Source organism: Ureibacillus endophyticus (assembly GCF_003628435.1).
Lineage (GTDB): Bacteria > Bacillota > Bacilli > Bacillales_A > Planococcaceae > Ureibacillus > Ureibacillus endophyticus.
Genome location: NZ_RBZN01000006.1, coordinates 1 through 19,042, shown reverse-complemented (window position 1 = coordinate 19,042; position 19,042 = coordinate 1). Strand labels below are relative to the sequence as shown.

General features: G+C 36.4%; 19 protein-coding genes, 17 tRNA genes, 1 rRNA gene and 1 other RNA gene. 4 read left to right on the top strand and 34 right to left on the bottom strand.

All coding sequences use genetic code 11. The annotated features are described in order from the left end of the window. Positions 1 to 74: 74 nt before the first annotated feature. The gene (locus D8M03_RS04170) at positions 75 to 503 is read right to left on the bottom strand and encodes a DUF4395 domain-containing protein (protein ID WP_121213431.1); all 429 of its coding nucleotides are present in this window, start codon (positions 501 to 503) and stop codon (positions 75 to 77) included. 120 nt (positions 504 to 623) lie between these two features. On the opposite strand from D8M03_RS04170, the gene D8M03_RS04165 reads away from it, so the two are divergent. Continuing rightward, on the top strand, positions 624 to 1,331 hold the full coding sequence (locus D8M03_RS04165; RefSeq protein WP_121213429.1) for a Fe-S oxidoreductase: 708 nt from the start codon (positions 624 to 626) through the stop codon (positions 1,329 to 1,331). 224 nt (positions 1,332 to 1,555) lie between these two features. Here D8M03_RS04165 and D8M03_RS04160 read toward each other — a convergent pair whose 3' ends face one another. The 14 genes from D8M03_RS04160 to D8M03_RS04100 all read right to left on the bottom strand — a co-directional run bounded on the left by D8M03_RS04160 (position 1,556) and on the right by D8M03_RS04100 (position 14,704). Then, entirely contained in the window at positions 1,556 to 2,098 is a 543-nt protein-coding gene (locus tag D8M03_RS04160) for an HPP family protein (RefSeq protein WP_121213428.1), read from the bottom strand. Positions 2,099 to 2,245: 147 nt separating this feature from the next. Next, a complete protein-coding gene (locus D8M03_RS04155) occupies positions 2,246 to 2,935 on the bottom strand; it encodes a GNAT family N-acetyltransferase (protein ID WP_121213426.1) in 690 nt (229 codons plus the stop codon). Positions 2,936 to 2,944: 9 nt separating this feature from the next. Next, complete coding sequence (locus tag D8M03_RS04150) at positions 2,945 to 4,060, bottom strand: mandelate racemase/muconate lactonizing enzyme family protein (RefSeq protein WP_121213424.1); 1,116 nt, start codon at positions 4,058 to 4,060, stop codon at positions 2,945 to 2,947. Positions 4,061 to 4,105: 45 nt separating this feature from the next. Beyond that, a complete protein-coding gene (locus tag D8M03_RS04145; RefSeq protein ID WP_121213422.1) occupies positions 4,106 to 5,218 on the bottom strand; it encodes an amidohydrolase in 1,113 nt (370 codons plus the stop codon). A gap of 198 nt (positions 5,219 to 5,416) precedes the next feature. Continuing rightward, entirely contained in the window at positions 5,417 to 6,019 is a 603-nt protein-coding gene (locus D8M03_RS04140; protein WP_121213420.1) for an alpha/beta hydrolase, read from the bottom strand. 24 nt (positions 6,020 to 6,043) lie between these two features. Further along, entirely contained in the window at positions 6,044 to 6,982 is a 939-nt protein-coding gene (locus tag D8M03_RS04135) for a ring-cleaving dioxygenase (protein ID WP_121213418.1), read from the bottom strand. An 18-nt stretch (positions 6,983 to 7,000) separates the two neighbouring features. Then, complete coding sequence (locus D8M03_RS04130) at positions 7,001 to 7,942, bottom strand: ring-cleaving dioxygenase (protein WP_121213579.1); 942 nt, start codon at positions 7,940 to 7,942, stop codon at positions 7,001 to 7,003. A 127-nt stretch (positions 7,943 to 8,069) separates the two neighbouring features. Beyond that, positions 8,070 to 8,663: an NADPH-dependent FMN reductase gene (locus D8M03_RS04125; RefSeq protein ID WP_121213417.1), complete on the bottom strand. Its 594-nt coding sequence runs from the start codon at positions 8,661 to 8,663 to the stop codon at positions 8,070 to 8,072. A 17-nt stretch (positions 8,664 to 8,680) separates the two neighbouring features. Beyond that, positions 8,681 to 9,664: a ring-cleaving dioxygenase gene (locus D8M03_RS04120; RefSeq protein WP_121213415.1), complete on the bottom strand. Its 984-nt coding sequence runs from the start codon at positions 9,662 to 9,664 to the stop codon at positions 8,681 to 8,683. Between the two features lie 214 nt (positions 9,665 to 9,878). Continuing rightward, positions 9,879 to 10,025 (bottom strand): hypothetical protein, encoded by a 147-nt coding sequence (locus D8M03_RS17640; protein ID WP_170148377.1) that lies wholly within the window; start codon positions 10,023 to 10,025, stop codon positions 9,879 to 9,881. A 185-nt stretch (positions 10,026 to 10,210) separates the two neighbouring features. Next, the gene (locus tag D8M03_RS04115) at positions 10,211 to 12,244 is read right to left on the bottom strand and encodes a TRAP transporter permease (protein ID WP_121213413.1); all 2,034 of its coding nucleotides are present in this window, start codon (positions 12,242 to 12,244) and stop codon (positions 10,211 to 10,213) included. Then, the gene (locus D8M03_RS04110) at positions 12,231 to 12,749 is read right to left on the bottom strand and encodes a DUF1850 domain-containing protein (protein ID WP_121213411.1); all 519 of its coding nucleotides are present in this window, start codon (positions 12,747 to 12,749) and stop codon (positions 12,231 to 12,233) included. The genes D8M03_RS04115 and D8M03_RS04110 overlap by 14 nt, the downstream gene beginning before the upstream one ends. 69 nt (positions 12,750 to 12,818) lie before the next feature. Next, positions 12,819 to 13,835 (bottom strand): TAXI family TRAP transporter solute-binding subunit, encoded by a 1,017-nt coding sequence (locus D8M03_RS04105; protein ID WP_121213410.1) that lies wholly within the window; start codon positions 13,833 to 13,835, stop codon positions 12,819 to 12,821. 302 nt (positions 13,836 to 14,137) lie between these two features. Next, positions 14,138 to 14,704: a superoxide dismutase family protein gene (locus D8M03_RS04100; protein WP_121213408.1), complete on the bottom strand. Its 567-nt coding sequence runs from the start codon at positions 14,702 to 14,704 to the stop codon at positions 14,138 to 14,140. A 122-nt stretch (positions 14,705 to 14,826) separates the two neighbouring features. Here D8M03_RS04100 and D8M03_RS04095 point away from each other — a divergent pair, with 122 nt between their 5' ends. Continuing rightward, complete coding sequence (locus D8M03_RS04095; protein ID WP_121213406.1) at positions 14,827 to 15,015, top strand: putative motility protein; 189 nt, start codon at positions 14,827 to 14,829, stop codon at positions 15,013 to 15,015. A gap of 152 nt (positions 15,016 to 15,167) precedes the next feature. On the opposite strand, the gene D8M03_RS04090 is transcribed toward D8M03_RS04095, so the two are convergent. Beyond that, on the bottom strand, positions 15,168 to 15,602 hold the full coding sequence (locus D8M03_RS04090; protein ID WP_245987447.1) for a hypothetical protein: 435 nt from the start codon (positions 15,600 to 15,602) through the stop codon (positions 15,168 to 15,170). Between the two features lie 252 nt (positions 15,603 to 15,854). Between D8M03_RS04090 and D8M03_RS04085 the strand changes: the two genes are divergently transcribed. Both D8M03_RS04085 and ssrS read left to right on the top strand, forming a co-directional pair. Further along, the gene (locus D8M03_RS04085; protein ID WP_211330862.1) at positions 15,855 to 16,502 is read left to right on the top strand and encodes a YfbR-like 5'-deoxynucleotidase; all 648 of its coding nucleotides are present in this window, start codon (positions 15,855 to 15,857) and stop codon (positions 16,500 to 16,502) included. A gap of 138 nt (positions 16,503 to 16,640) precedes the next feature. Beyond that, positions 16,641 to 16,832, top strand: a non-coding RNA gene (gene ssrS, locus D8M03_RS04080) — 6S RNA. Between the two features lie 407 nt (positions 16,833 to 17,239). Here the strand turns inward: ssrS and D8M03_RS04075 are convergent. The 18 genes from D8M03_RS04075 to rrf form a co-directional block, all read right to left on the bottom strand. Further along, positions 17,240 to 17,311: transfer RNA gene (locus tag D8M03_RS04075), tRNA-Glu, on the bottom strand. Position 17,312: 1 nt separating this feature from the next. Continuing rightward, positions 17,313 to 17,387: transfer RNA gene (locus tag D8M03_RS04070), tRNA-Asn, on the bottom strand. 6 nt (positions 17,388 to 17,393) lie between these two features. Then, a tRNA-Ile gene (locus tag D8M03_RS04065) sits at positions 17,394 to 17,470 on the bottom strand. 4 nt (positions 17,471 to 17,474) lie between these two features. Continuing rightward, positions 17,475 to 17,548, bottom strand: a tRNA-Gly gene (locus D8M03_RS04060). Between the two features lie 6 nt (positions 17,549 to 17,554). Beyond that, a tRNA-Phe gene (locus D8M03_RS04055) sits at positions 17,555 to 17,630 on the bottom strand. Positions 17,631 to 17,636: 6 nt separating this feature from the next. Continuing rightward, positions 17,637 to 17,712 (bottom strand) — tRNA-Asp (locus D8M03_RS04050). Between the two features lie 9 nt (positions 17,713 to 17,721). Next, positions 17,722 to 17,814, bottom strand: a tRNA-Ser gene (locus tag D8M03_RS04045). Between the two features lie 11 nt (positions 17,815 to 17,825). Further along, positions 17,826 to 17,899, bottom strand: a tRNA-Met gene (locus tag D8M03_RS04040). Between the two features lie 20 nt (positions 17,900 to 17,919). After that, positions 17,920 to 17,995, bottom strand: a tRNA-Ala gene (locus tag D8M03_RS04035). Positions 17,996 to 18,003: 8 nt separating this feature from the next. Continuing rightward, a tRNA-Pro gene (locus tag D8M03_RS04030) sits at positions 18,004 to 18,080 on the bottom strand. A gap of 6 nt (positions 18,081 to 18,086) precedes the next feature. Beyond that, positions 18,087 to 18,163, bottom strand: a tRNA-Arg gene (locus tag D8M03_RS04025). Positions 18,164 to 18,170: 7 nt separating this feature from the next. Further along, positions 18,171 to 18,259 (bottom strand) — tRNA-Leu (locus D8M03_RS04020). 5 nt (positions 18,260 to 18,264) lie between these two features. Then, positions 18,265 to 18,339: transfer RNA gene (locus tag D8M03_RS04015), tRNA-Gly, on the bottom strand. A gap of 36 nt (positions 18,340 to 18,375) precedes the next feature. Next, positions 18,376 to 18,450, bottom strand: a tRNA-Lys gene (locus D8M03_RS04010). A 9-nt stretch (positions 18,451 to 18,459) separates the two neighbouring features. Continuing rightward, positions 18,460 to 18,543, bottom strand: a tRNA-Tyr gene (locus D8M03_RS04005). 8 nt (positions 18,544 to 18,551) lie between these two features. Then, positions 18,552 to 18,624: transfer RNA gene (locus tag D8M03_RS04000), tRNA-Thr, on the bottom strand. A 5-nt stretch (positions 18,625 to 18,629) separates the two neighbouring features. Further along, positions 18,630 to 18,705: transfer RNA gene (locus D8M03_RS03995), tRNA-Val, on the bottom strand. Between the two features lie 13 nt (positions 18,706 to 18,718). Continuing rightward, positions 18,719 to 18,834, bottom strand: a 5S ribosomal RNA gene (gene rrf, locus D8M03_RS03990). Between the last annotated feature and the right edge of the window lie 208 nt (positions 18,835 to 19,042).

The following is a 19,042-nucleotide window of genomic DNA, read 5'->3' as shown; positions in this document are numbered from 1 at the left end:
TTTTGTTTATTTCTTTCTATATGGTAATGATAATCATTTTCATTTATAAAGTCAACTGTTTTTAGCACATTTTATTAGGAATTCTTTAAAGATCTTCTATATTGATATTGCTTAATTTGGAAAAACAGAAAACATCCTATGCAAAATCCCAAAATTGCAATAAATGATGCAAGAGCAACCATTACTGTAAATACATAACCTAAAACATTCCATCCAATTAAAAAACTCAATAATCCAAAAGCTAAACAAGCTATTGCAATGCAAGCATTAAATTTTTGTTGTGTTACATCTTCAGGAACATAGCTCTTTCCTTCTTTGATTAAAAACAATCGTGCAAACTTCATTACTGGATTATAGTTAAACAATACACCCATCAAATTTGCGATAAGTGGAATAATAAGAATCCAAACTTCTCCTGTTAACCAAGTGAGAATAACTGATAAAAATATTGTCCATTGGTTCATTCTAACAAGTGGACGTGGTATAGATAGTATTTGCGACACCTAAATCCCCACCTTTCCAATTTGTTTTATTTATTTTATTATATTTCCCACTATTTGTATAGTAAAAAATTCATCGATTTATTAAAAAATGATATAGTAATGGTAAGGAAGGTGAAGGAAATGCCAGCGTTAACGTACGATCAAATAAGAATTTTGAATTCATATAGCGTTTTTACAGAAGATACTGAACGAACACTATTCACATTAGAAAATTTACATAAAGACTTTTTTATTAAAGACTTCAGAAATTTAATGATGGGCATTACACAGGCGACAACAGAAGCAGCTGCTATTTCTCATTTTGGCCGCCGTTATGGAATGTTTGTAGCGATGCAATTCTATATGTTAGCAGTTTATGATGAAATCTGGGACGGCAAATTAGATGATGTGCGTTTTAGTCTTATTAACGAATACGGGAATAATACACTTGGAACTTTTATTACGCCAAAGGATTTTCGTTATGTGGAGGATAAAGAAAGAAGTTCGGTAATTAAAAAACTATTAATTCAATGCCATTTAGTTTTTCAACAGCTACGAAAAGCAACTTCTGTGTCCCCATTAACTTTATGGGAAAATGTCTTTGGTTACATGTTATGGAATTACCATGAACTATTAGAAAATCCTTTATTAGCAGACCGCGCATTTGAAGATATCGAAATACTTGAAGATGAAGAAACTTGGGAGTTGTTTTCTAGCAAGTCCTTGTTTTATCAATATACAGGTGGAAAGAATCCTTCAAGTTTAGTCAATCAACCATTACGAAAAAGTTGTTGTTTTTCAAAGGATATACCAGGACTAACTGCTTGTGAGTTTTGTCCGATGAAGTAAAAATAAAAGGGATATTGCAGAGTTTATGATTCTGCATATCCCTTTTCAATAACTTATGCAAATGAATTCTAAAAAGTATTATCTCTATGGTGGTTTTAACAATACTCGTTACAGAAATTGTGCTCCTGCGGTGGTTGACACCATCCTCGTCGCAATTTATCTGGACGAAAGCGAAGCGACAGTCACAAAGGGTGCGTCTCAAAAATAAATTTTCAGACGCACCCTCACCACCAATACATTGGATATTTCCTTTTTGGATGTAAGTTATTAATAATAAGAGCGAAAATAACAATGATTATTGTCCCAAGTAAAACTGGGTGAAAAATAAAATCCCAGCCATAGTCCCCCATCATTATGATTATCGTATTCCCACATGCTGGTGGATGAAATGTTCTCGCTAATAGCATGAAAAAGATGGTCAAACATAGAGCAAGGCTGATTAAAATTGGTGACGATCCAAATTGAGTAGATATTGTTAAACTAATAATTGATGCAATGAGATAACTTCCTATAACATTCCGAGGTTGTCCAACAGGTGCATTCCACGCCGCAATGACAAGCATTATACTTGCCCCAAAAGATGCGATAAACCAAATTGAATTTGTATATTCAGTTAAAACGAAGACTGGCAATACACAGCAAAATGCCCCTACCGCAGCAATCATAGCATCTGAAACAGAGGTACGACTATTGCTTTTTGAATATCCAGTCATTTTACTAATTAGCGTTTTAAGATAATGTTCGTTTACTGTTGTTTTATTCTCCAATGTATTCACTTTCCTAGTTATTAATTTTTATAAATTCTATCATTTTAATATGGAATATGGTAGAACTATTTTAGGAATTCTTTAAAAATTGCAACAAAAGGAGAAAAAATAATAAGAAGCTACCAATAGATAGCTTCTTATTAATTACTATTTAATTTTTTGATATTCTACTACCCAATCATCCGCAAGTTGTTTCATTCGAACACCGACAAATCCTTCACTCAATAATCTTTGCTGTGCTTCTACATCGCCCATTGAGATAGTCACAACTTCATCTTCATAATGAGGTTCTCCTCGTAAATCAAGAGCAAAAACGTAACGTAATTTTCCACCATAAATATACTTTAGCGCTACAATGTAGAATCCTTGAGAGAACTTGTCCTTTAAACTTGGAATATTGTATGGCATCACTGTTGTTGCTACGTAATCGAAGGAATCTGTATCAATTTGCTTCATAATAACAGAAGCTAATGTTTTTTGTAGACCAAACCCTCGATAATTCGGATTAACACTTGAGATTTCTTGGTATAAAACTCGTTTTAATTCTGACTCTTTTTCTAGCCCAATATCATATCCTAAATGTTCATCATCTATCGGAGGAATAAGAAGCGCACGAAAGCCGATTAATTTAGCATCAGCATAAGCACCAATCATAATTCCATTGCCCTCTAAAATAAATTCAAATTCTTCTTCTGAAAGTGGTTGTAGTATGTCTTTGTCTGTAAGAGCTTCACATACTAAATCTTGTAACTCCAACACTTCAGGTAAATGGCTTTTATTTAAAACAGCTACATAATATGGCTTGTCTCCTAATAATCCTTCATGAATAGTCTTCATAATTCTCACCTACTCCACTATCTCTGAATTTTGGGTAAGCTCTGCAAGAATTGTTTCATCTATGCTAAGACCTAAACCAGGTTTTTCGTTTAATTGAATATAAGGAATGATGTAACTTTCTTTTAAATCCCCAATATCTTTCGTAAATTTCACAGGACCTGTTAATTCAACACTCTTAATAATTTTTTTAGAAAAGGCTACATGGAATCCTGCCGCTGAACCGATTGAAGATTCCACCATTGAACCAATTTGACATTCAATACCGGCCATTTCCGCCATATGCGCTAACTTCATAGCAGGATAAATTCCGCCACATTTCATAAGCTTGATATTGATTTTATCAGCCGCGCGTTTTGCAATAATTTGACGTAGATCATACATATCACGGATGCCTTCATCAATCATTTGTGGTACAGATGTTTTAGACTTTATCTCTACCATTGCATCGATATCATCTTGCACTACTGGCTGTTCTAACCAATCTAAATCAAGAGATTCTAGTTTGCGTAATGCTTGAAGTGTGTTTGCACTGTTGATCCAACCTTGGTTTACGTCTACGCGAATTGCAATGTCATCACCAACACGATCGCGAACAGCTTGAATACGCTTCACGTCACCTGCAACATCTAGACCAACCTTCATTTTAAATGAACGGTATCCTTCTTTTATTTTTTCTTCAGCTTCATCAGCCATTTTCTCCGGTTCATCTATACTTAGTACATGTGTAACCGGGAATTTTTCATGATACCGTCCACCAAGTAATTGATAAACTGGTACACCTAACTTTTTCCCTGCGATATCATAACATGCAATATCGATTGCAGCTTTTGCTGCAGGTGCTCTGTGTACCGTTTTATCCATAAGTTCATGGATTTTTTCAAATTCCATTGGGTTTTGTCCAACAATTGCTGGTGCCAATGTATTTTTTAACATGGCATAGGTAGATTCCGGTGTTTCTCCAGTAATATGTTCGTCTGGGACTGATTCGCCCCATCCTACAACACCACACTCTGTAGTTAGTTTTACGATTATTGATCGAATATGTGGGTAAGTCGCATAGCTTATAATAAATGGCTTAATTAATGGCAAGTTAACTTCAAAGATTTCAACTTGTTTAATTTTCATAATTCGATAACATCCTTTTCTAGTCTCACACTGAGGTATTTTTTATTATCCTTTTGCTGCATTCTTTAATGTTGTTGTTAATACTTTTGCACCTGTAATTAACGCTTCTTTGTTAAACGTCATTTTAGGATGATGAAGACCTGGCGCTAAATCAGCACCAATACCAATCATTGCTGCTTTTAATTCCGGTTTTAAAACTGTATAGAAATGGAAATCGTCACTACCAGTAGTAGAAATTGGTTTTGCTAAGTGTTCAATTCCTAAAGTCTCGATAATGGATGCTTCTACAATATGCGCAGCTTCTTCTGAAACTTCGGCACCCGGAGTTCTATCTATCCAATCCCATTGAATTTGTGTTCCGAACATATTCATTATAGCCTTGAAGCCTTCTTCAATTCTCTTTTGTAATTCATCCAATGTCGCATTTTTCTGTGCGCGAACGTCCATAGAAAATGTTGCATTACCCGGGATTATATTCGTACTTCCACCGTCTGCAACCACTTTCGTTAATTTAGCACTATATACTTCAAATGGGTTGATATAAATATTTTTAAGCATTTGCTGAATTGCAACAATGACATCAATTGCATTTTTACCTTGATGTGGTCTTGCGCCATGGGCATCCACTCCATGAATTGTACCATTTAAAAATAATGCGGCACCATGGTGAATTGCTGGAGTAACTTTTCCAAATGGAAGCTCTTCGATTGGTCTTAAATGAATTCCGAATAAATGCGAAACACCATCAGCAACACCGTGTTTCACCATTTCTATTGCTCCCCCACCTGTTTCCTCAGCAGGTTGGAAAATAAAGCGAATACGTTTTTTTAGTGGTAAATCTTTTAATTGAAGTAATGCACCTAAAACCATTGAAATATTTGCATCATGGCCACAGGAATGGTTCGCCTTCATGATACCATCTACATCCTGCCATAGAGCATCGATATCAGCTCTTACTGCTATTATTTCCTCTCCTTCACCGATTTCTGCAACAAGTCCAGTAACATCAGAAAAGAGTTTATATGAAACTTTTAATTCATCTAATATAGAAGCGATTTTTTTAGTCGTCTCAAATTCTTTCCAGCTAACTTCTGGATTTTCATGAAAATAGTCAAACCAACCATAGATGACTTCTTCATAAGTTTTTATTTGGCTCATATAAGTGCACCTCAAATTTTTATTTCTTTCTCTATTATACATAACAATGATAGAAATATTAACAGCTTCCGCCTATCAAGCTTAAATTATAGAAGGAGGAATACTAGTGATTTATTTTGCCATTCTTTTTTACTAATCTTTTGCTTTTTCCCAAAAGGATAAAAGACTAATCATAACGATTAGCCTTTCGTCAAATTTTTATAAATGCTCATACCACTCTTTAGCTGCCTGCACTTCGCCCATTGTTAACTGGTGTCCATGATTGTCCCAATACATTACAACCGATGCATTCGCTTCTTCTAGTAACGCCTGTAATTCAACAGATTCTTGTTGCGGGCAAATAGGATCATTTGTACCTGCTGCAATAAATACATGAGTTCCGGCTAAATTCGGTAATTGTATCCCTCTTCTTGGTACCATCGGATGATGTAAGATAGCACCTTTTATTGCAGTCTCATAATGGAATAGTAAACTTGCTGCAATATTAGCCCCGTTTGAGTAACCAATCGCCATGATATTTTGCCGATTGAATTCGTACTTGATTGCAGCTTCATCTAAGAATGTATTCAGTTCATTTGTTCGGAAAATTAAGTCTTCCTCGTCAAATATCCCTTCAGCAAGTCTTTTGAAGAAACGAGGCATTCCATTTTCTAATACATTTCCTCTCACACTTAACACTGGAGCAGTTGGGTCTATTATTTCTGCCAACTGTAATAAACTATGTTCATTGCCACCAGTTCCATGTAAAAGTAAAAGTACTGGTTTATTTTGATCTGTTCCCTGCTTAAAAATATGTTGCATTTGATTTCATCCTCACTTTTTTTATTAATCTAAATGGCGAACTTCGATTGGGATTAATGATTCTCTTAACCTTTCACGTAAATGCTCATATTGTGCAGGTAACTTTAATTCACTTCCCATTGTTTCAGGCGTTTCATCATGTGCAAAGCCTGGTGAGTCTGTGGCAATTTCAAATAATATTTCTCCAGATTCACGGAAATAGATCGAGTTAAAGTAATTCCGATCCTTTACTTCTGTTACATGTTGACCTAAATCCATTGCGTATTGTTGCCATTCAATATGATCTTGATTATCGTTTGCTCGCCAAGCAATATGATGAACTGTTCCAACGCCAATCCTACCACGAACACCCGTTGTCATCTTTAAATCAATAATATTCCCTATGTCTGCTGTTGCTCTAAAACGTTTATAGTCACCTTCTTGACCAACTACCTCTAAACCCATTAGCTCTACTAAAGTCTCTGCTGTTTCTTCAGGACGACATGAATAAAGTATTGCACCGCCAAAACCTTTAATAGCAACTTCCTTTGTCACTCCTCCGAATGTCCAACCATTGTCTTCACCATTTACACGTTCAACAAGTTCTAAGTGTAATCCATGTGGGTCATCAAATTGTAAAAAGGTTTCACCAAATCGAACTGTTTCGGAATAGCTGATATTAAATTTTGTTAAACGTTCTTTCCAAAAATCCATCGCGCCAACGGGAACTACATATGTTGTAACTCCCACTTGCCCATCGCCAATTCTTCCTTGATAAGCATTTGGCCAAGGGAAGAAGGTGATGATAGTACCTGGTTTTCCATTTTCTTCTCCGAAATAAAGGTGATAAGTGCCTGGGTCATCGAAATTAACCGTTTGTTTAACTAGTCGTAATCCAAGAACTCCTGCATAAAAATCAATATTTTCTTGAGGATGTCCTACAATAGCAGTAATGTGATGTATCCCCGTTGTATGTTTTTTCATTTTCATTTCCCCTCACGTTTATTCTATTGGTCCTAACTTCGCTTCAATTTCAGCTCGCTTTGGTTCTAAAAAAGGTGGCAAATCTAATTTTTTACCAAGCTCTTCAATTGGTGTATCAACTGTAAATCCTGGACCATCTGTAGCCAATTCAAAAATAATGCCGTTTTTTTCTTTAAAGTATAAACTTTCAAAATAGTAGCGATCAGTCAGGTTCATAATTTTATAGCCAAAGTCTTTAATTCTCTTTTCCCAAAATCGTAATTGTTCTTTATCTTCCACACGCAATGCTAAATGATGTACACTTCCTCGACCAGGTCTTTCTTTTGGTCCATCTTGTTGAACGATAACAATTCCCCCAAATACTTGCCCTTTAACGGATTGAAGAATTGCTTGGTGACTAGATTTTGAAACAAGTGTGTAATCAAAAATATTCTGTAACATACTTGATAGATTCTCTAAAGATTGAACCGTGATTTCTACATTTCCCATACCTAATATTCGATGCTCGGATGGTACATTCGAATGGTTCCATTCAGTCCAATGCTGTGGGATTGGTTTACCATTATGATTTAATAAAACTAACCTTAAGCCGTCTGGATCTTCAAAATGTAATGCCTCCATCTCTGCATATGTTGTAATTTCCCCATGTTTAACACCTAGTTGCGTAAAACGTTTTTTCCAGTAGACAAGGCTTTCATAGGAAGATACTAATAAACCAATTTGAGTAATGGCGTTTGTACCACGGTGCGTTCTTCCGACAAGTGGCATTTCAAAGAAAGTTAAGCCTGTTCCTGGACTTCCTATTAAATCTCCATAAAACAGGTGATACATGGAGGGATCGTCTTGATTTACAGAGACTTTTACTCTTCGCAATCCAAGTATAGTTTGATAGAATTCATTGTTTACTTTAATGTTTTTCGTAATCATTGAAATATGATGATGTCCAGCGATATTTACCATTTTTCGCACCTCAATTTCTTCCTTCATAACGACTCAGCACATCTTTCAACTTCTTTAAATGATTTGCTCAATCTTTATGTAAGAGGCAACATGTGCATTTACGATTGCACATGTTGCTAAGTATTTATTAACGTATTGTCTTTAAAGCCGTAGCCCAAGGAATTAATTGATCCAACATTTGATTTACTGAATCTGCTTGCACATCTTTCGGTTTGAAGTCTGTACCGTTTTCAAAGTCTGTGAATAGTGATAATGCAGGGTGAACACGAACGTCAGCAACTAATAATTCACCTAAAATTCCACGTAGATGTTCTGCTGCACGTGCCCCACCAACTGATCCGTAAGATACAATACCTGCCGCTTTGTTATTCCATTCTTCACGTAAAAAGTCTAAAGCGTTTTTAAGAGCACCAGTAATAGAGTGGTTGTATTCTTGAACGATAAAGATGAATCCATCTTGTTTTGCAACCGCTTCTGACCAAGCAGCAACACCTGAAGTATCTCCACCTGGTTCACCTAAGAATGGTAGTTTATAATCAGCAATATCAATAATTGTATAGTTTGCGTCTCCGCGTTTTTCAGCAAGTTCTTTTACCCATGCACCTACTTGAGGGCTTACACGTCCTTCACGAGTTGATCCTAAAATAATTCCGATATTTAAATTTGTCATTGTTTGTTCCTCCTTATGGTCATTACCAAATAGTTTATCTAAAAATCCCATTTCTATTATTCACCTCCTTAAAAATACTCTTTTTCGAAATGTTTAGTGCTACGAACTGTATCAATTGGGCGCACTAGCTTTTCAATTTGGTCACGTTTCTCTTCAAAAAATGGAGGAAGGGACAACTTTTCTCCAAGAGTTTCGTATGGTTCATCGCCCATAAATCCAGGTCCATCTGTAGCTAACTCAAAAAGGATAGAAGGAGCAACATTTGTGTATAGCGAGCCAAAATAGTAACGCTCAACATAACCTGAGTTTGGTAATTTAAAGTTGTGTAGACGTTGTTTCCAAGCTTCTAAGTCTTCACGATTATCTACTCTGAATGCAGTATGATGGACAGAACCATAACCTTGACTTGCTTGAGGAAGAACTGTATTATACTCAACAATTACTTGAGCACCATTTCCACCTTCACCCATTTCGAATAGATGAAATGCATTTTCTTGTGCAACTTCACGCATCACGAACACTTTCTCGAGTACTTCTTTAAAATAATCAAAATATGATGTTCGCACATGAATTGGTCCAAGTCCGGTAATCGCGAATTCTAATGGAATTGGTCCCTTTTTCCATGGTGTGCCAGATTCTACTCCCTTGTTTGCTTCATCTGAAATAAGTTGATAAGCTTGATCGTCAAAATCTACAAACCGTAAAATCTTTTTCCCAAACTGTTGTTGGATTCCTTGATGTTTTACTTCATATTTATCAAATCGCTTAACCCAATACTCTAACGCTTCATCATTTGGTACACGAAAGGATGTTTTTGATATCTCATTCGTTCCATGAACACCTTTTGGAATGCCTGGAAAATCAAAAAACGTCATATCTGTACCCGGGCTCCCCACATCATCGGTGAAATATAAATGGTATGTTTTAATATCATCCTGATTTATAGTTTTCTTCACTAAACGTAAACCTAATACATATGTGAAAAATTCATATATCTTTTCAGCACTGCTAGTAATGGCTGTAACATGATGAATACCTTTTAATTCTTTCATTTTATTCTCCTCCATTTTTATCTCGAATTCGAGATATATATTTAAAAAAATTTATCCGAAATTAAAATTATTTTTTTGGCGAATACCTTCAAAAAAAACATTCACTTGAATTCAGTTATCTTGAATTCGAAATAAATTTAACATATTTTTATCATGTTTGTCAATAGATAAAAAAAACGACAAACTCCATTATGGGTTTTGTCGTTATAAGTTATTATAAACTTGAAAAAAAGCCTTGAGGATATTCTTCAATATCGACTAATTGTTCCTTAGTTTCAAATTCTAACTCCACACGACTATCTTGCTCTTGTTCTTCATCCAGTAAATACGTTTCAAACTTGGATAATAGTAAACTCGTCATAATAAACACCCCTTAGTTAGAATTTTCTGATATTTTATATCTTACCCATTTTAATTAGTGAAAACAATACAAATTTGTTATATATGCAAAAAAAGTATTAAACATATCTCAATAATCGAATAGTTTCTGGCAATAATATTTTTATGCATAAAAAAAGCTTGCACGATAAGTACAAGCTAAAAAATTTATTTTGCAGTTGCATCTAACTTTGTTTCTCTCTGGCCATTTTCACCTTTATGTTTCGTTAAAAATTGAACGATAAACATAATTCCGAAGACGATTAATCCTGTAATATCAGATAGTGACTCTGGATAAATCATTGCTAAACCAGCTGCAAGTAAAACTAAACGTTCAAACCATAACAACTTCCTATACCAGTATCCAATTACGGCTGAACCGATTGCTATCATACCCATAATTGCTGTAACCACGACCCAAAGTATTTGTAAGATGGTTACATCAATCATCAACAGAGCTGGAGAAAAGACAATCATATATGGAATAATAAAAGCAGCTATCGCTAACTTAGCAGAGTTAACTCCCGTTTTAATTGGATCTCCACCTGATATTCCAGATGCTGCAAACGCCGCAAGGGCAACTGGTGGTGTGATATCTGCAATGATACCAAAATAGAAAACAAAGAAATGTGCTGATAATAATACTGTAATTGGAATTAATTCCTGAGATACGATATCCGGAGCTAATAATGTAATAATTGCTGGAGCTGCTATTGTCGATGTAATAACATAGTTAGCTGTCGTTGGTGCACCCATACCAAGTATCAATGAAGCAATCATTACAAAAACTAACGTTAATAAAATATTGCCGCCTGCTAAATCTACTAAACTATTAGCTAAACTTAAACCTAGACCTGTTTTCACAACTACGCCTACGATAATACCTGCACAGGCTGTTGCTGCTGCTACCGCTAATGCAGTTCGTGCACCATCAACTAGCGCTTCAATAACATCTTTAAACCCAAGGCGTGTATCTTTATTAATTGCCCCTACGATAATACAAGAAACAATTCCATAAAGAGCAGCGTGCATTACAGGTACCCCAACTAGCATTAACACGATAATTAATACAATAGGGAATAATAAATAAATCTTTTTAAACACTTCTCTACGATTTGGTAATTCCTCATCAGTCAGTCCACGTAAACCTAATCGCTTTGCTTCAAAGTGTGTCATAATCCAAATACCTGTAAAATATAAGAGTGCTGGAATTGCTGCTGCTTTTGCAATATCCCAATAGGTAATACCGCGCCCAATAAATTCGACCATTAAGAATGCTGCGGCCCCCATTATCGGTGGCATTAATTGTCCGCCTGTTGATGCGGCTGCTTCTACTGCCCCTGCAAATTCTTTCTTATAACCTAATTTTTTCATCATAGGTATTGTATATGAACCAGATGTAACAACGTTTGCAACAGAGCTTCCGGATATAGTACCTTGTAAAGCTGAAGAGAAAATGGCAACTTTCGCTGGACCACCAACAAGCTTTCCAGCAACTGCAACAGCTAAATCGTTAAAGTATTGTCCCACACCCGTCTTCACTAAAAAGGCACCAAATAATAAAAACACAAATATATATGTGGCAGATACACTAATTGGTGTTCCTAAAATACCATCTGTTGTGTAAAACATTAAATTAACAATATTTTCTATCGATTGACCACGATGGGCTAAAAAATCTGGGAAATATGGACCGTAAAATGCATAGATTAAGAAGAATGAAGCTATTATCATTATTGGTAAGCCAACTGCACGTCTAGCGGCTTCTAAAACTAATAAGACTGCAATTAAACCTACATAAAAGTCCATATCAGAAATTGTACCTAAACTTTTTACTAAACGATCGTAGTTTATCGTCCAATATGACCCTACTACGACGGATAATACAGCCAAAATATAATCATAGAAGGCTACTTTTGTTTTTGGTCCCCTTTTACGAGCTGGGAATAATAAAAATATCGCAGTTAAAGCAAATCCTAAGTGAATCGTTCGCTGGATTGGCGCCGTATATTGCCCGAAGATTGCTGTATACAATTGAAACAATGAAAAACATAGTAGAAGTATAAAGATAGCCCAATGTACTACACCTTTTAACTGCCGAGTATTCGATTCGGTGTCGTATTTTTCTAAGAGTGCTTGTTGTTGTTCAGCAGATAATGTTTCAAATTGCTCTTCTTTCGTCTGTTCATTATGCTTTACCATCTCCCATTACAGCTCCTTTCCATTTTTCAAATAACGAAACTTTTTCGACTTGGAACAAGTACGATTTACCCTTTTCCAAATGTTTTTTTAAATTATATGATTGTTGATTGTAAATAAACGATAAATCCATATCGATATTTCCTATATATATTGTAAAATCTGATAAAACCTTATCCTCATAAGACAATATGTATCTCCCATTTTCATACGTAAGCCTTTCTCCTTCTTCAGCGTATGCAGGCATTCCTATCGATACGTCTTCATATTCCATTGACACAAGCTTTAGATCCTTTGTCTTCGTAATCTCATAGGTTTCTAAAACATCTGTCCTATGAATTGAATGGGTGTACCTAATTTGAAATTCGTTTTCATTTGAGATGTTTATATAAACCTTTTCTGGTTGGTTTGTTCTTGTTTCCGTAAATGAAAAGACTAAATCTATTGGTAAAAAAAAGAAGCATGTAGCTACAATACCAAACGAAATGACCATCACTATTCGTTTCATGTAACCACCTCTATTGTTAGTAAAAAAATAGGGCTTGCAATTACAAGCCCCATTTTAATAACAGATTAATTATTGCTCATCAAAATATTTTTGTGCACCTGGATGAACATCAATTCCAATTCCATCTAAAGCAGTCTCCGCTTTAATAAATGCACCTTTTGCATGGCTGATTGAACCTGCGTTATCATAAATCGCTTTTGTAATTCCATAAGCAACATCTTCTGGTAAATCAGCTTTCACAGCAAGCATAGCTAGTACAGAAACAGTTGGCACATCAGTTTCTAACCCATAAGTACCAGCAGGAACTGTATCCGTTGCATAATAAGGATATTTTGAAATTAAACTTTCTGCCTTATCAGCTGCTACTGGAACGATTACAACGTCTGTAGTTGCACTTAATGCTTCTACAGCTGCCGTTGGATAACCAGCAGTAATAAACGCAGCATCAATTTGGCCAGTTTGTAATCCATCTGTAGATTCACCGAAATCTAAATTTTGAGCTTGAATATCATCCATCGTTAATCCATGTACTTCTAATAATTGTTCAGCATTTGCATATGTTCCTGAACCAGGAGCACCTACCGATACTTTTTTACCTTTTAAATCTTCAAAAGAAGTAATTCCAGATTTTTCAGTTGTTACAAGCTGAACTGTTTCTGGATATAAACCACCGATTGCCACTAAGTCTTCTACAGCCGCGCCTTCAAACATCAGTTGACCATTTTTCGCATAATAAGCAATATCTGTTTGAACAAAGGCAATTTCAGCATCGCCATCTTTTAAAGCGTTTACGTTTGCAGCAGAAGCTTGTGATACTTCAGCAGTTGTTTTAATTCCAGTTTCATCAGTTATTAAGTCAGCAAATGTACCTCCCAAAGCATAATAAGTACCTTGAGTACCACCTGTTACTAAACTTAAAAATTTAATATCAGATTTAGTTTCCTCTGAAGACTCTTCCGTTGTCCCCTCTGTTGTAGTGTTATCAGTAGTACTTTCTGTATCTTTCGTCTCTTCCCCACCACATGCTACTAAAACTAGTAAAAGTAGACTCAAGATTGCGAAAAATAAAAACTTATTCTTCTTCAAAAAAACCCCTCCTCTGACATATTTGTAACATACAGTATAAATTTAACTATTATTCTAATGGAAAGTCAAATATTTTAATATTCTACTAATTTAATAATAGCTTAAAAACAAATAAATACCCTCTTTAAAGCAATATTTTCAATAATTATCAGAATATTAAGTAGTGCAATAATTTTAAGTGATCTTATTCTCACCCATATTTTGAATAACCAGATGCACTGACTTTTAAAGAGTATTTGCAACTCCAAAATAAAAAAACTGTAAGAAAAGGTTCGTTCTTCCCTTTTCCTACAGCTTAATAATTAATTTTTAAGTGTAATGACTCCACAAGCAATGCGATCTCCCGAATTCCCTGATGGATCTGTAACATAATCATCCGGATGTTGATGAATTACAATTGCACTACCATCTTCATCAATAATTGAATTTTCTTTCCCAGGTTTAAGAGTTATATCTTTGGCTACTAATTCTACTTGAACATTTCCATCTTCTTCAGGTGTAATATTCGGTAAATCTCCTAGATGTGGGCCAGCAGGATTGTCAGTGCCGTGCTTTTTACCTGTTGGATTAAAATGGGCACCAGCTGACTCGAATGTAGGTTTTTCACATTTACCTACTTCATGTATATGAAACCCATGTCCCCCCTCTGAAAGTCCTTTCACACCTAGAGATATTTGTACACCATCATCCCGTTCAGTCATTTCCATATGACCAATTTCATTTCCTTTTGTATCAATAATAGTTGCTGTTGCTTGCAAAGCTTCTGGTGCAGCTACTGAAATTTTTTCTTCATCATTATTAAAACCAAAAAGATTACATCCACTTAGAATTACTGCTAATCCACTTAATAATATAAATTTTTTCCACATAATTTATTAACCCTCCTCGTTGTGAGTATTACCAAGGGGGTATAAAAATATTCTTGTAATGTTTTTATTTCCCATTCACCAAATATAAAGATTACCGATAAAAGATAAAAGGAGGGAAACAAATGGATATTAGCTCTATAATGTCTGCTCAAGTAGCACAGCTTCAACATACTGTACAATTATCTATTATGGATAAAGCATTGAATATGGGTGCAGCCAGTGCTGTCGAAATGCTCAATCAATTACCACAACAACAAGCTTCTGCAGCAAACCATCCGTACAAAGGAACAGTAATTGACGTATCAGTATAAAAATATCTACGGATTAATTTTACCCATCCAAAAATACATTTTAGTCGGGTAGACATAAAAAAGCGCTAAAAATTAGCGCTTTCTAAAATGAATCATTAACAAATGCCTTTTCATTTTCTTGATATTTTAATAAACTATGTAAAATACAATTTTTACCATAAATTTGGTTTTGCCACCATCAGCCACAATACGATTAATAAAATTACAATATATAACCATGTTGATTTCCTTAGATTAGCTATAAAATTTGCTTTATTAAAATCAGTGGTGCCAAAGGTTTTTAAAGTTGGTTTAAAGGCTCTGGCTAAATAAAAAACAGAACTCATCATCCCAATAATTGTTAATACAATCCATGATGTTGTCCAAGTCCAACCGCTTAAAATAATTAGAAATATCCCAGAAACTACTAATACATGTCCGAAATGTTTAATTACATTAATCGCATATTGAAATGCTTGAACAAAACCACTTAAATCAGCTTCTTCAGTCACTTCCATTTTCTTTAGCATAGGTATTAATGCAAATAGCGGTCCAATCGATCCAATAGCACTTAATATATGTAAATATAAGAAAATAGTATGTAACACTGTTCTACACATCCAATCAACTCTAATGTCTATAGTATATCATCACGGCAATTGCTATTTTTTGATAAAAACATGACAATTGCACGTAATAATCCAACTTTTAGAGCATAATATATAAATTAAACAATTATTACTTATGTAAACTTTGTTAATTTCTAGTTAGATATTTGTAAAATCAAACACACTAGAAATAATACCTTATATTATTCAAATTAGAAGCATACATAGTTGTGCTAATACTAATAATCGGAGGTGGTCATTATAGGTATCCATAAATTTTTCACAAGCTTAAATGATTTAGAGCGAATTTTCCGTGCACCTGGTCGCTTTAAGTTTGAAGAACATAATGTTGCTGCACACTCATGGAAGGTATCTCAATATGCCATGTTTTTTGGGACATTAGAAGAAATGAACGGTGCAAAAGTAAACTGGAAATCATTATATGAAAAAACAATTAATCATGATTTTGCAGAAGTCTTTATTGGAGACATTAAAACTCCCGTTAAACATGCGAGTATTGAATTAAAACAAATGCTTGCCCATGTAGAGGAAAAAATGATGGAAAATTTCATTAAAGAAGAAATCCCTACTGAATTTCAGGAAATTTTCTCTATGCGAATGAAAGAAGGAAAAGATAATACCCTAGAAGGTCGTCTTCTTGAGTTTTCTGATAAACTCGATCAATTTTATGAGTCCTTTGCAGAATTAAAGCGAGGAAATACGGATAAAGAGTTTGTCATTATGTATCAACAAGCATTAAAAAATCTTTTGAAAATGCCGCTACCAGTGAGTGTGCGTTATTTTAGAAACGAAATTTTAAGTGATGTTATTAAGGAAGATACTCAAATTAATGTTGCAGCTTTAACACATGAAATTTTAAATAAATTAAATAAAAAATAAAGCTTTTCCTATGATGGAAGGCTTTTTTATTTTTCACTTTCTTAGGATATATTTTTTATATTCTAACTTATTAAAAATTTGACTTTTTTATCGTTACATACTTACTTGCACAAATAAATACAATCGTATAATATAACATTAAAGCTGCGTTGTTCGTAAAAATATTAAGTTTTAACCTTTGAACTGTAAAAGGGAGTTTTAATCGAATAAGGAATGGCGAGCGTCACACTGCGGTGCATGACGATATACAGGAATTATTCTGCGAACACCCACTTTGAGGAGTGGTGGTTTAAAACTTTCTATTAATAACTACGGCAAGGCGGCTTTGCCATACATACTGTATAGCAAGGCTTCTTTTATTAACACCTTAATCATTCATTATGATAAGGTGTTTTTTATTTATGAAAAGACATTCTTAAAGTAAACATATTGTTCTTTATGACAGTGCAAATAATCTTCGCTTCACACATGGACACACTAATTCTCTTATTCGTTCTAATTTGCTATGTGTACCTCTACTTACTTGTTATATAGGTTACTCCCCTATCTCCTAATGCTACACTTTATAACTCTATTTATATTCTTTCAATCTAAGCTTCTCATCATCAAGCTGAAATATTCTGCATACCTAGCATAATATAAATTTCATATTTCTCGGTCTGGTCTCTACTTCTGAGGCTCAAAACGACTTTCATTAAATACAAAAAGACGTATAGCAAATGCTATACGTCTTCATATGACCCGTACGGGATTCGAACCCGTGTTACCGCCGTGAAAGGGCGGTGTCTTAACCACTTGACCAACGGGCCGTGGCTCCGAAGGTAGGACTCGAACCTACGACCAACCGGTTAACAGCCGGTTGCTCTACCACTGAGCTACTTCGGAATATTATGGTGGGCCTAAATGGACTTGAACCATCGACCTCACGCTTATCAGGCGTGCGCTCTAACCAGCTGAGCTATAGGCCCATAATGGAGCGGGTGATGAGAATCGAACTCACGACATCAGCTTGGAAGGCTGAGGTTTTACCATTAAACTACACCCGCATAAAATGGTGGGTCGAGACGGAATCGAACCGCCGACACTTTGAGCTTCAGTCAAATGCTCTACCAACTGAGCTATCGACCCACTTTATGGCGGTCCCGACCGGGATCGAACCGGCGATCTCCTGCGTGACAGGCAGGCATGTTAACCGCTACACCACGGGACCTTAAGTAAATGGCGGAGGAAGAGGGATTCGAACCCCCGCGCGGTTTAACCCGCCTGTCGGTTTTCAAGACCGATCCCTTCAGCCGGACTTGGGTATTCCTCCACTTTACTAAATGGCGGCAGAGGGGATCGAACCCCCGACCTTACGGGTATGAACCGTACGCTCTAGCCAGCTGAGCTACGCCGCCATATTTTTATTTGATTTTATTGGTGGAGCCTAGCGGGATCGAACCGCTGACCTCCTGCGTGCAAGGCAGGCGCTCTCCCAGCTGAGCTAAGGCCCCAATTAAAATGGTCGAGAAGACAGGATTCGAACCTGCGACCCCTTGGTCCCAAACCAAGTGCTCTACCAAGCTGAGCTACTTCTCGTATATATGGCGCGCCCGGCAGGAGTCGAACCCACAACCTTCTGATCCGTAGTCAGACGCTCTATCCAATTGAGCTACGGGCGCATATAAATGGTGCCGAGGACCGGAATCGAACCGGTACGGTAGTCACCTACCGCAGGATTTTAAGTCCTGTGCGTCTGCCAGTTCCGCCACCCCGGCACATTTGGAGCGGAAGACGGGGTTCGAACCCGCGACCCCCACCTTGGCAAGGTGGTGTTCTACCACTGAACTACTTCCGCATGTGCATTGATTTTCTGGCAAGTTTTTAATAAAACTGGTGAGCCATGAAGGACTTGAACCTTCGACCCTCTGATTAAAAGTCAGATGCTCTACCACTGAGCTAATGGCTCTCTATAAGATGGTGGAGGGGGACGGATTCGAACCGCCGAACCCGAAGGAGCGGATTTACAGTCCGCCGCGTTTAGCCACTTCGCTACCCCTCCAGAAAGGATGCCGGCGATAGGAGTCGAACCCACGACCTACTGATTACAAGTCAGTTGCTCTACCAACTGAGCTACACCGGCATATATGGTGGAGGATGACGGGCTCGAACCGCCGACCCCCTGCTTGTAAGGCAGGTGCTCTCCCAGCTGAGCTAATCCTCCATTTTTGAAACAAGCGAAGCGACGTCCTACTCTCACAGGGGGAAGCCCCCAACTACCATCGGCGCTAAAGAGCTTAACTTCCGTGTTCGGTATGGGAACGGGTGTGACCTCTTTGCCATCATCACTTCACTTGTACATGGATGTACTGGCTTCGCCGTTGAAACATGGATGTTGCGCTCTTAGGCGAAGTTCCTATTTCATTGTTGAGAGCTTGTACTCTCAAAACTGGATAAAGACATTGACTAACGACCATTCAAGTTAGTGGTTAAGTCCTCGATCGATTAGTATTCGTCAGCTCCATGTGTCGCCACACTTCCACCTCGAACCTATCTACCTC

What these genes read in the sequence shown, in the direction of transcription:
- D8M03_RS04165 (WP_121213429.1), top strand. Translation starts at nt 624, where the DNA reads ATGCCAGCGTTAACGTACGATCAAATAAGAATTTTGAATTCATATAGC.
- D8M03_RS04115 (WP_121213413.1), bottom strand. Translation starts at nt 12,244, where the DNA reads ATGGTAAAGCATAATGAACAGACGAAAGAAGAGCAATTTGAAACATTA.
- D8M03_RS04120 (WP_121213415.1), bottom strand. Translation starts at nt 9,664, where the DNA reads ATGAAAGAATTAAAAGGTATTCATCATGTTACAGCCATTACTAGCAGT.
- D8M03_RS04110 (WP_121213411.1), bottom strand. Translation starts at nt 12,749, where the DNA reads ATGAAACGAATAGTGATGGTCATTTCGTTTGGTATTGTAGCTACATGC.
- D8M03_RS04100 (WP_121213408.1), bottom strand. Translation starts at nt 14,704, where the DNA reads ATGTGGAAAAAATTTATATTATTAAGTGGATTAGCAGTAATTCTAAGT.
- D8M03_RS04130 (WP_121213579.1), bottom strand. Translation starts at nt 7,942, where the DNA reads ATGGTAAATATCGCTGGACATCATCATATTTCAATGATTACGAAAAAC.
- D8M03_RS04135 (WP_121213418.1), bottom strand. Translation starts at nt 6,982, where the DNA reads ATGAAAAAACATACAACGGGGATACATCACATTACTGCTATTGTAGGA.
- D8M03_RS04155 (WP_121213426.1), bottom strand. Translation starts at nt 2,935, where the DNA reads ATGAAGACTATTCATGAAGGATTATTAGGAGACAAGCCATATTATGTA.
- D8M03_RS04125 (WP_121213417.1), bottom strand. Translation starts at nt 8,663, where the DNA reads ATGGGATTTTTAGATAAACTATTTGGTAATGACCATAAGGAGGAACAA.
- D8M03_RS17640 (WP_170148377.1), bottom strand. Translation starts at nt 10,025, where the DNA reads ATGACGAGTTTACTATTATCCAAGTTTGAAACGTATTTACTGGATGAA.
- D8M03_RS04145 (WP_121213422.1), bottom strand. Translation starts at nt 5,218, where the DNA reads ATGAGCCAAATAAAAACTTATGAAGAAGTCATCTATGGTTGGTTTGAC.
- D8M03_RS04150 (WP_121213424.1), bottom strand. Translation starts at nt 4,060, where the DNA reads ATGAAAATTAAACAAGTTGAAATCTTTGAAGTTAACTTGCCATTAATT.
- D8M03_RS04140 (WP_121213420.1), bottom strand. Translation starts at nt 6,019, where the DNA reads ATGCAACATATTTTTAAGCAGGGAACAGATCAAAATAAACCAGTACTT.
- D8M03_RS04095 (WP_121213406.1), top strand. Translation starts at nt 14,827, where the DNA reads ATGGATATTAGCTCTATAATGTCTGCTCAAGTAGCACAGCTTCAACAT.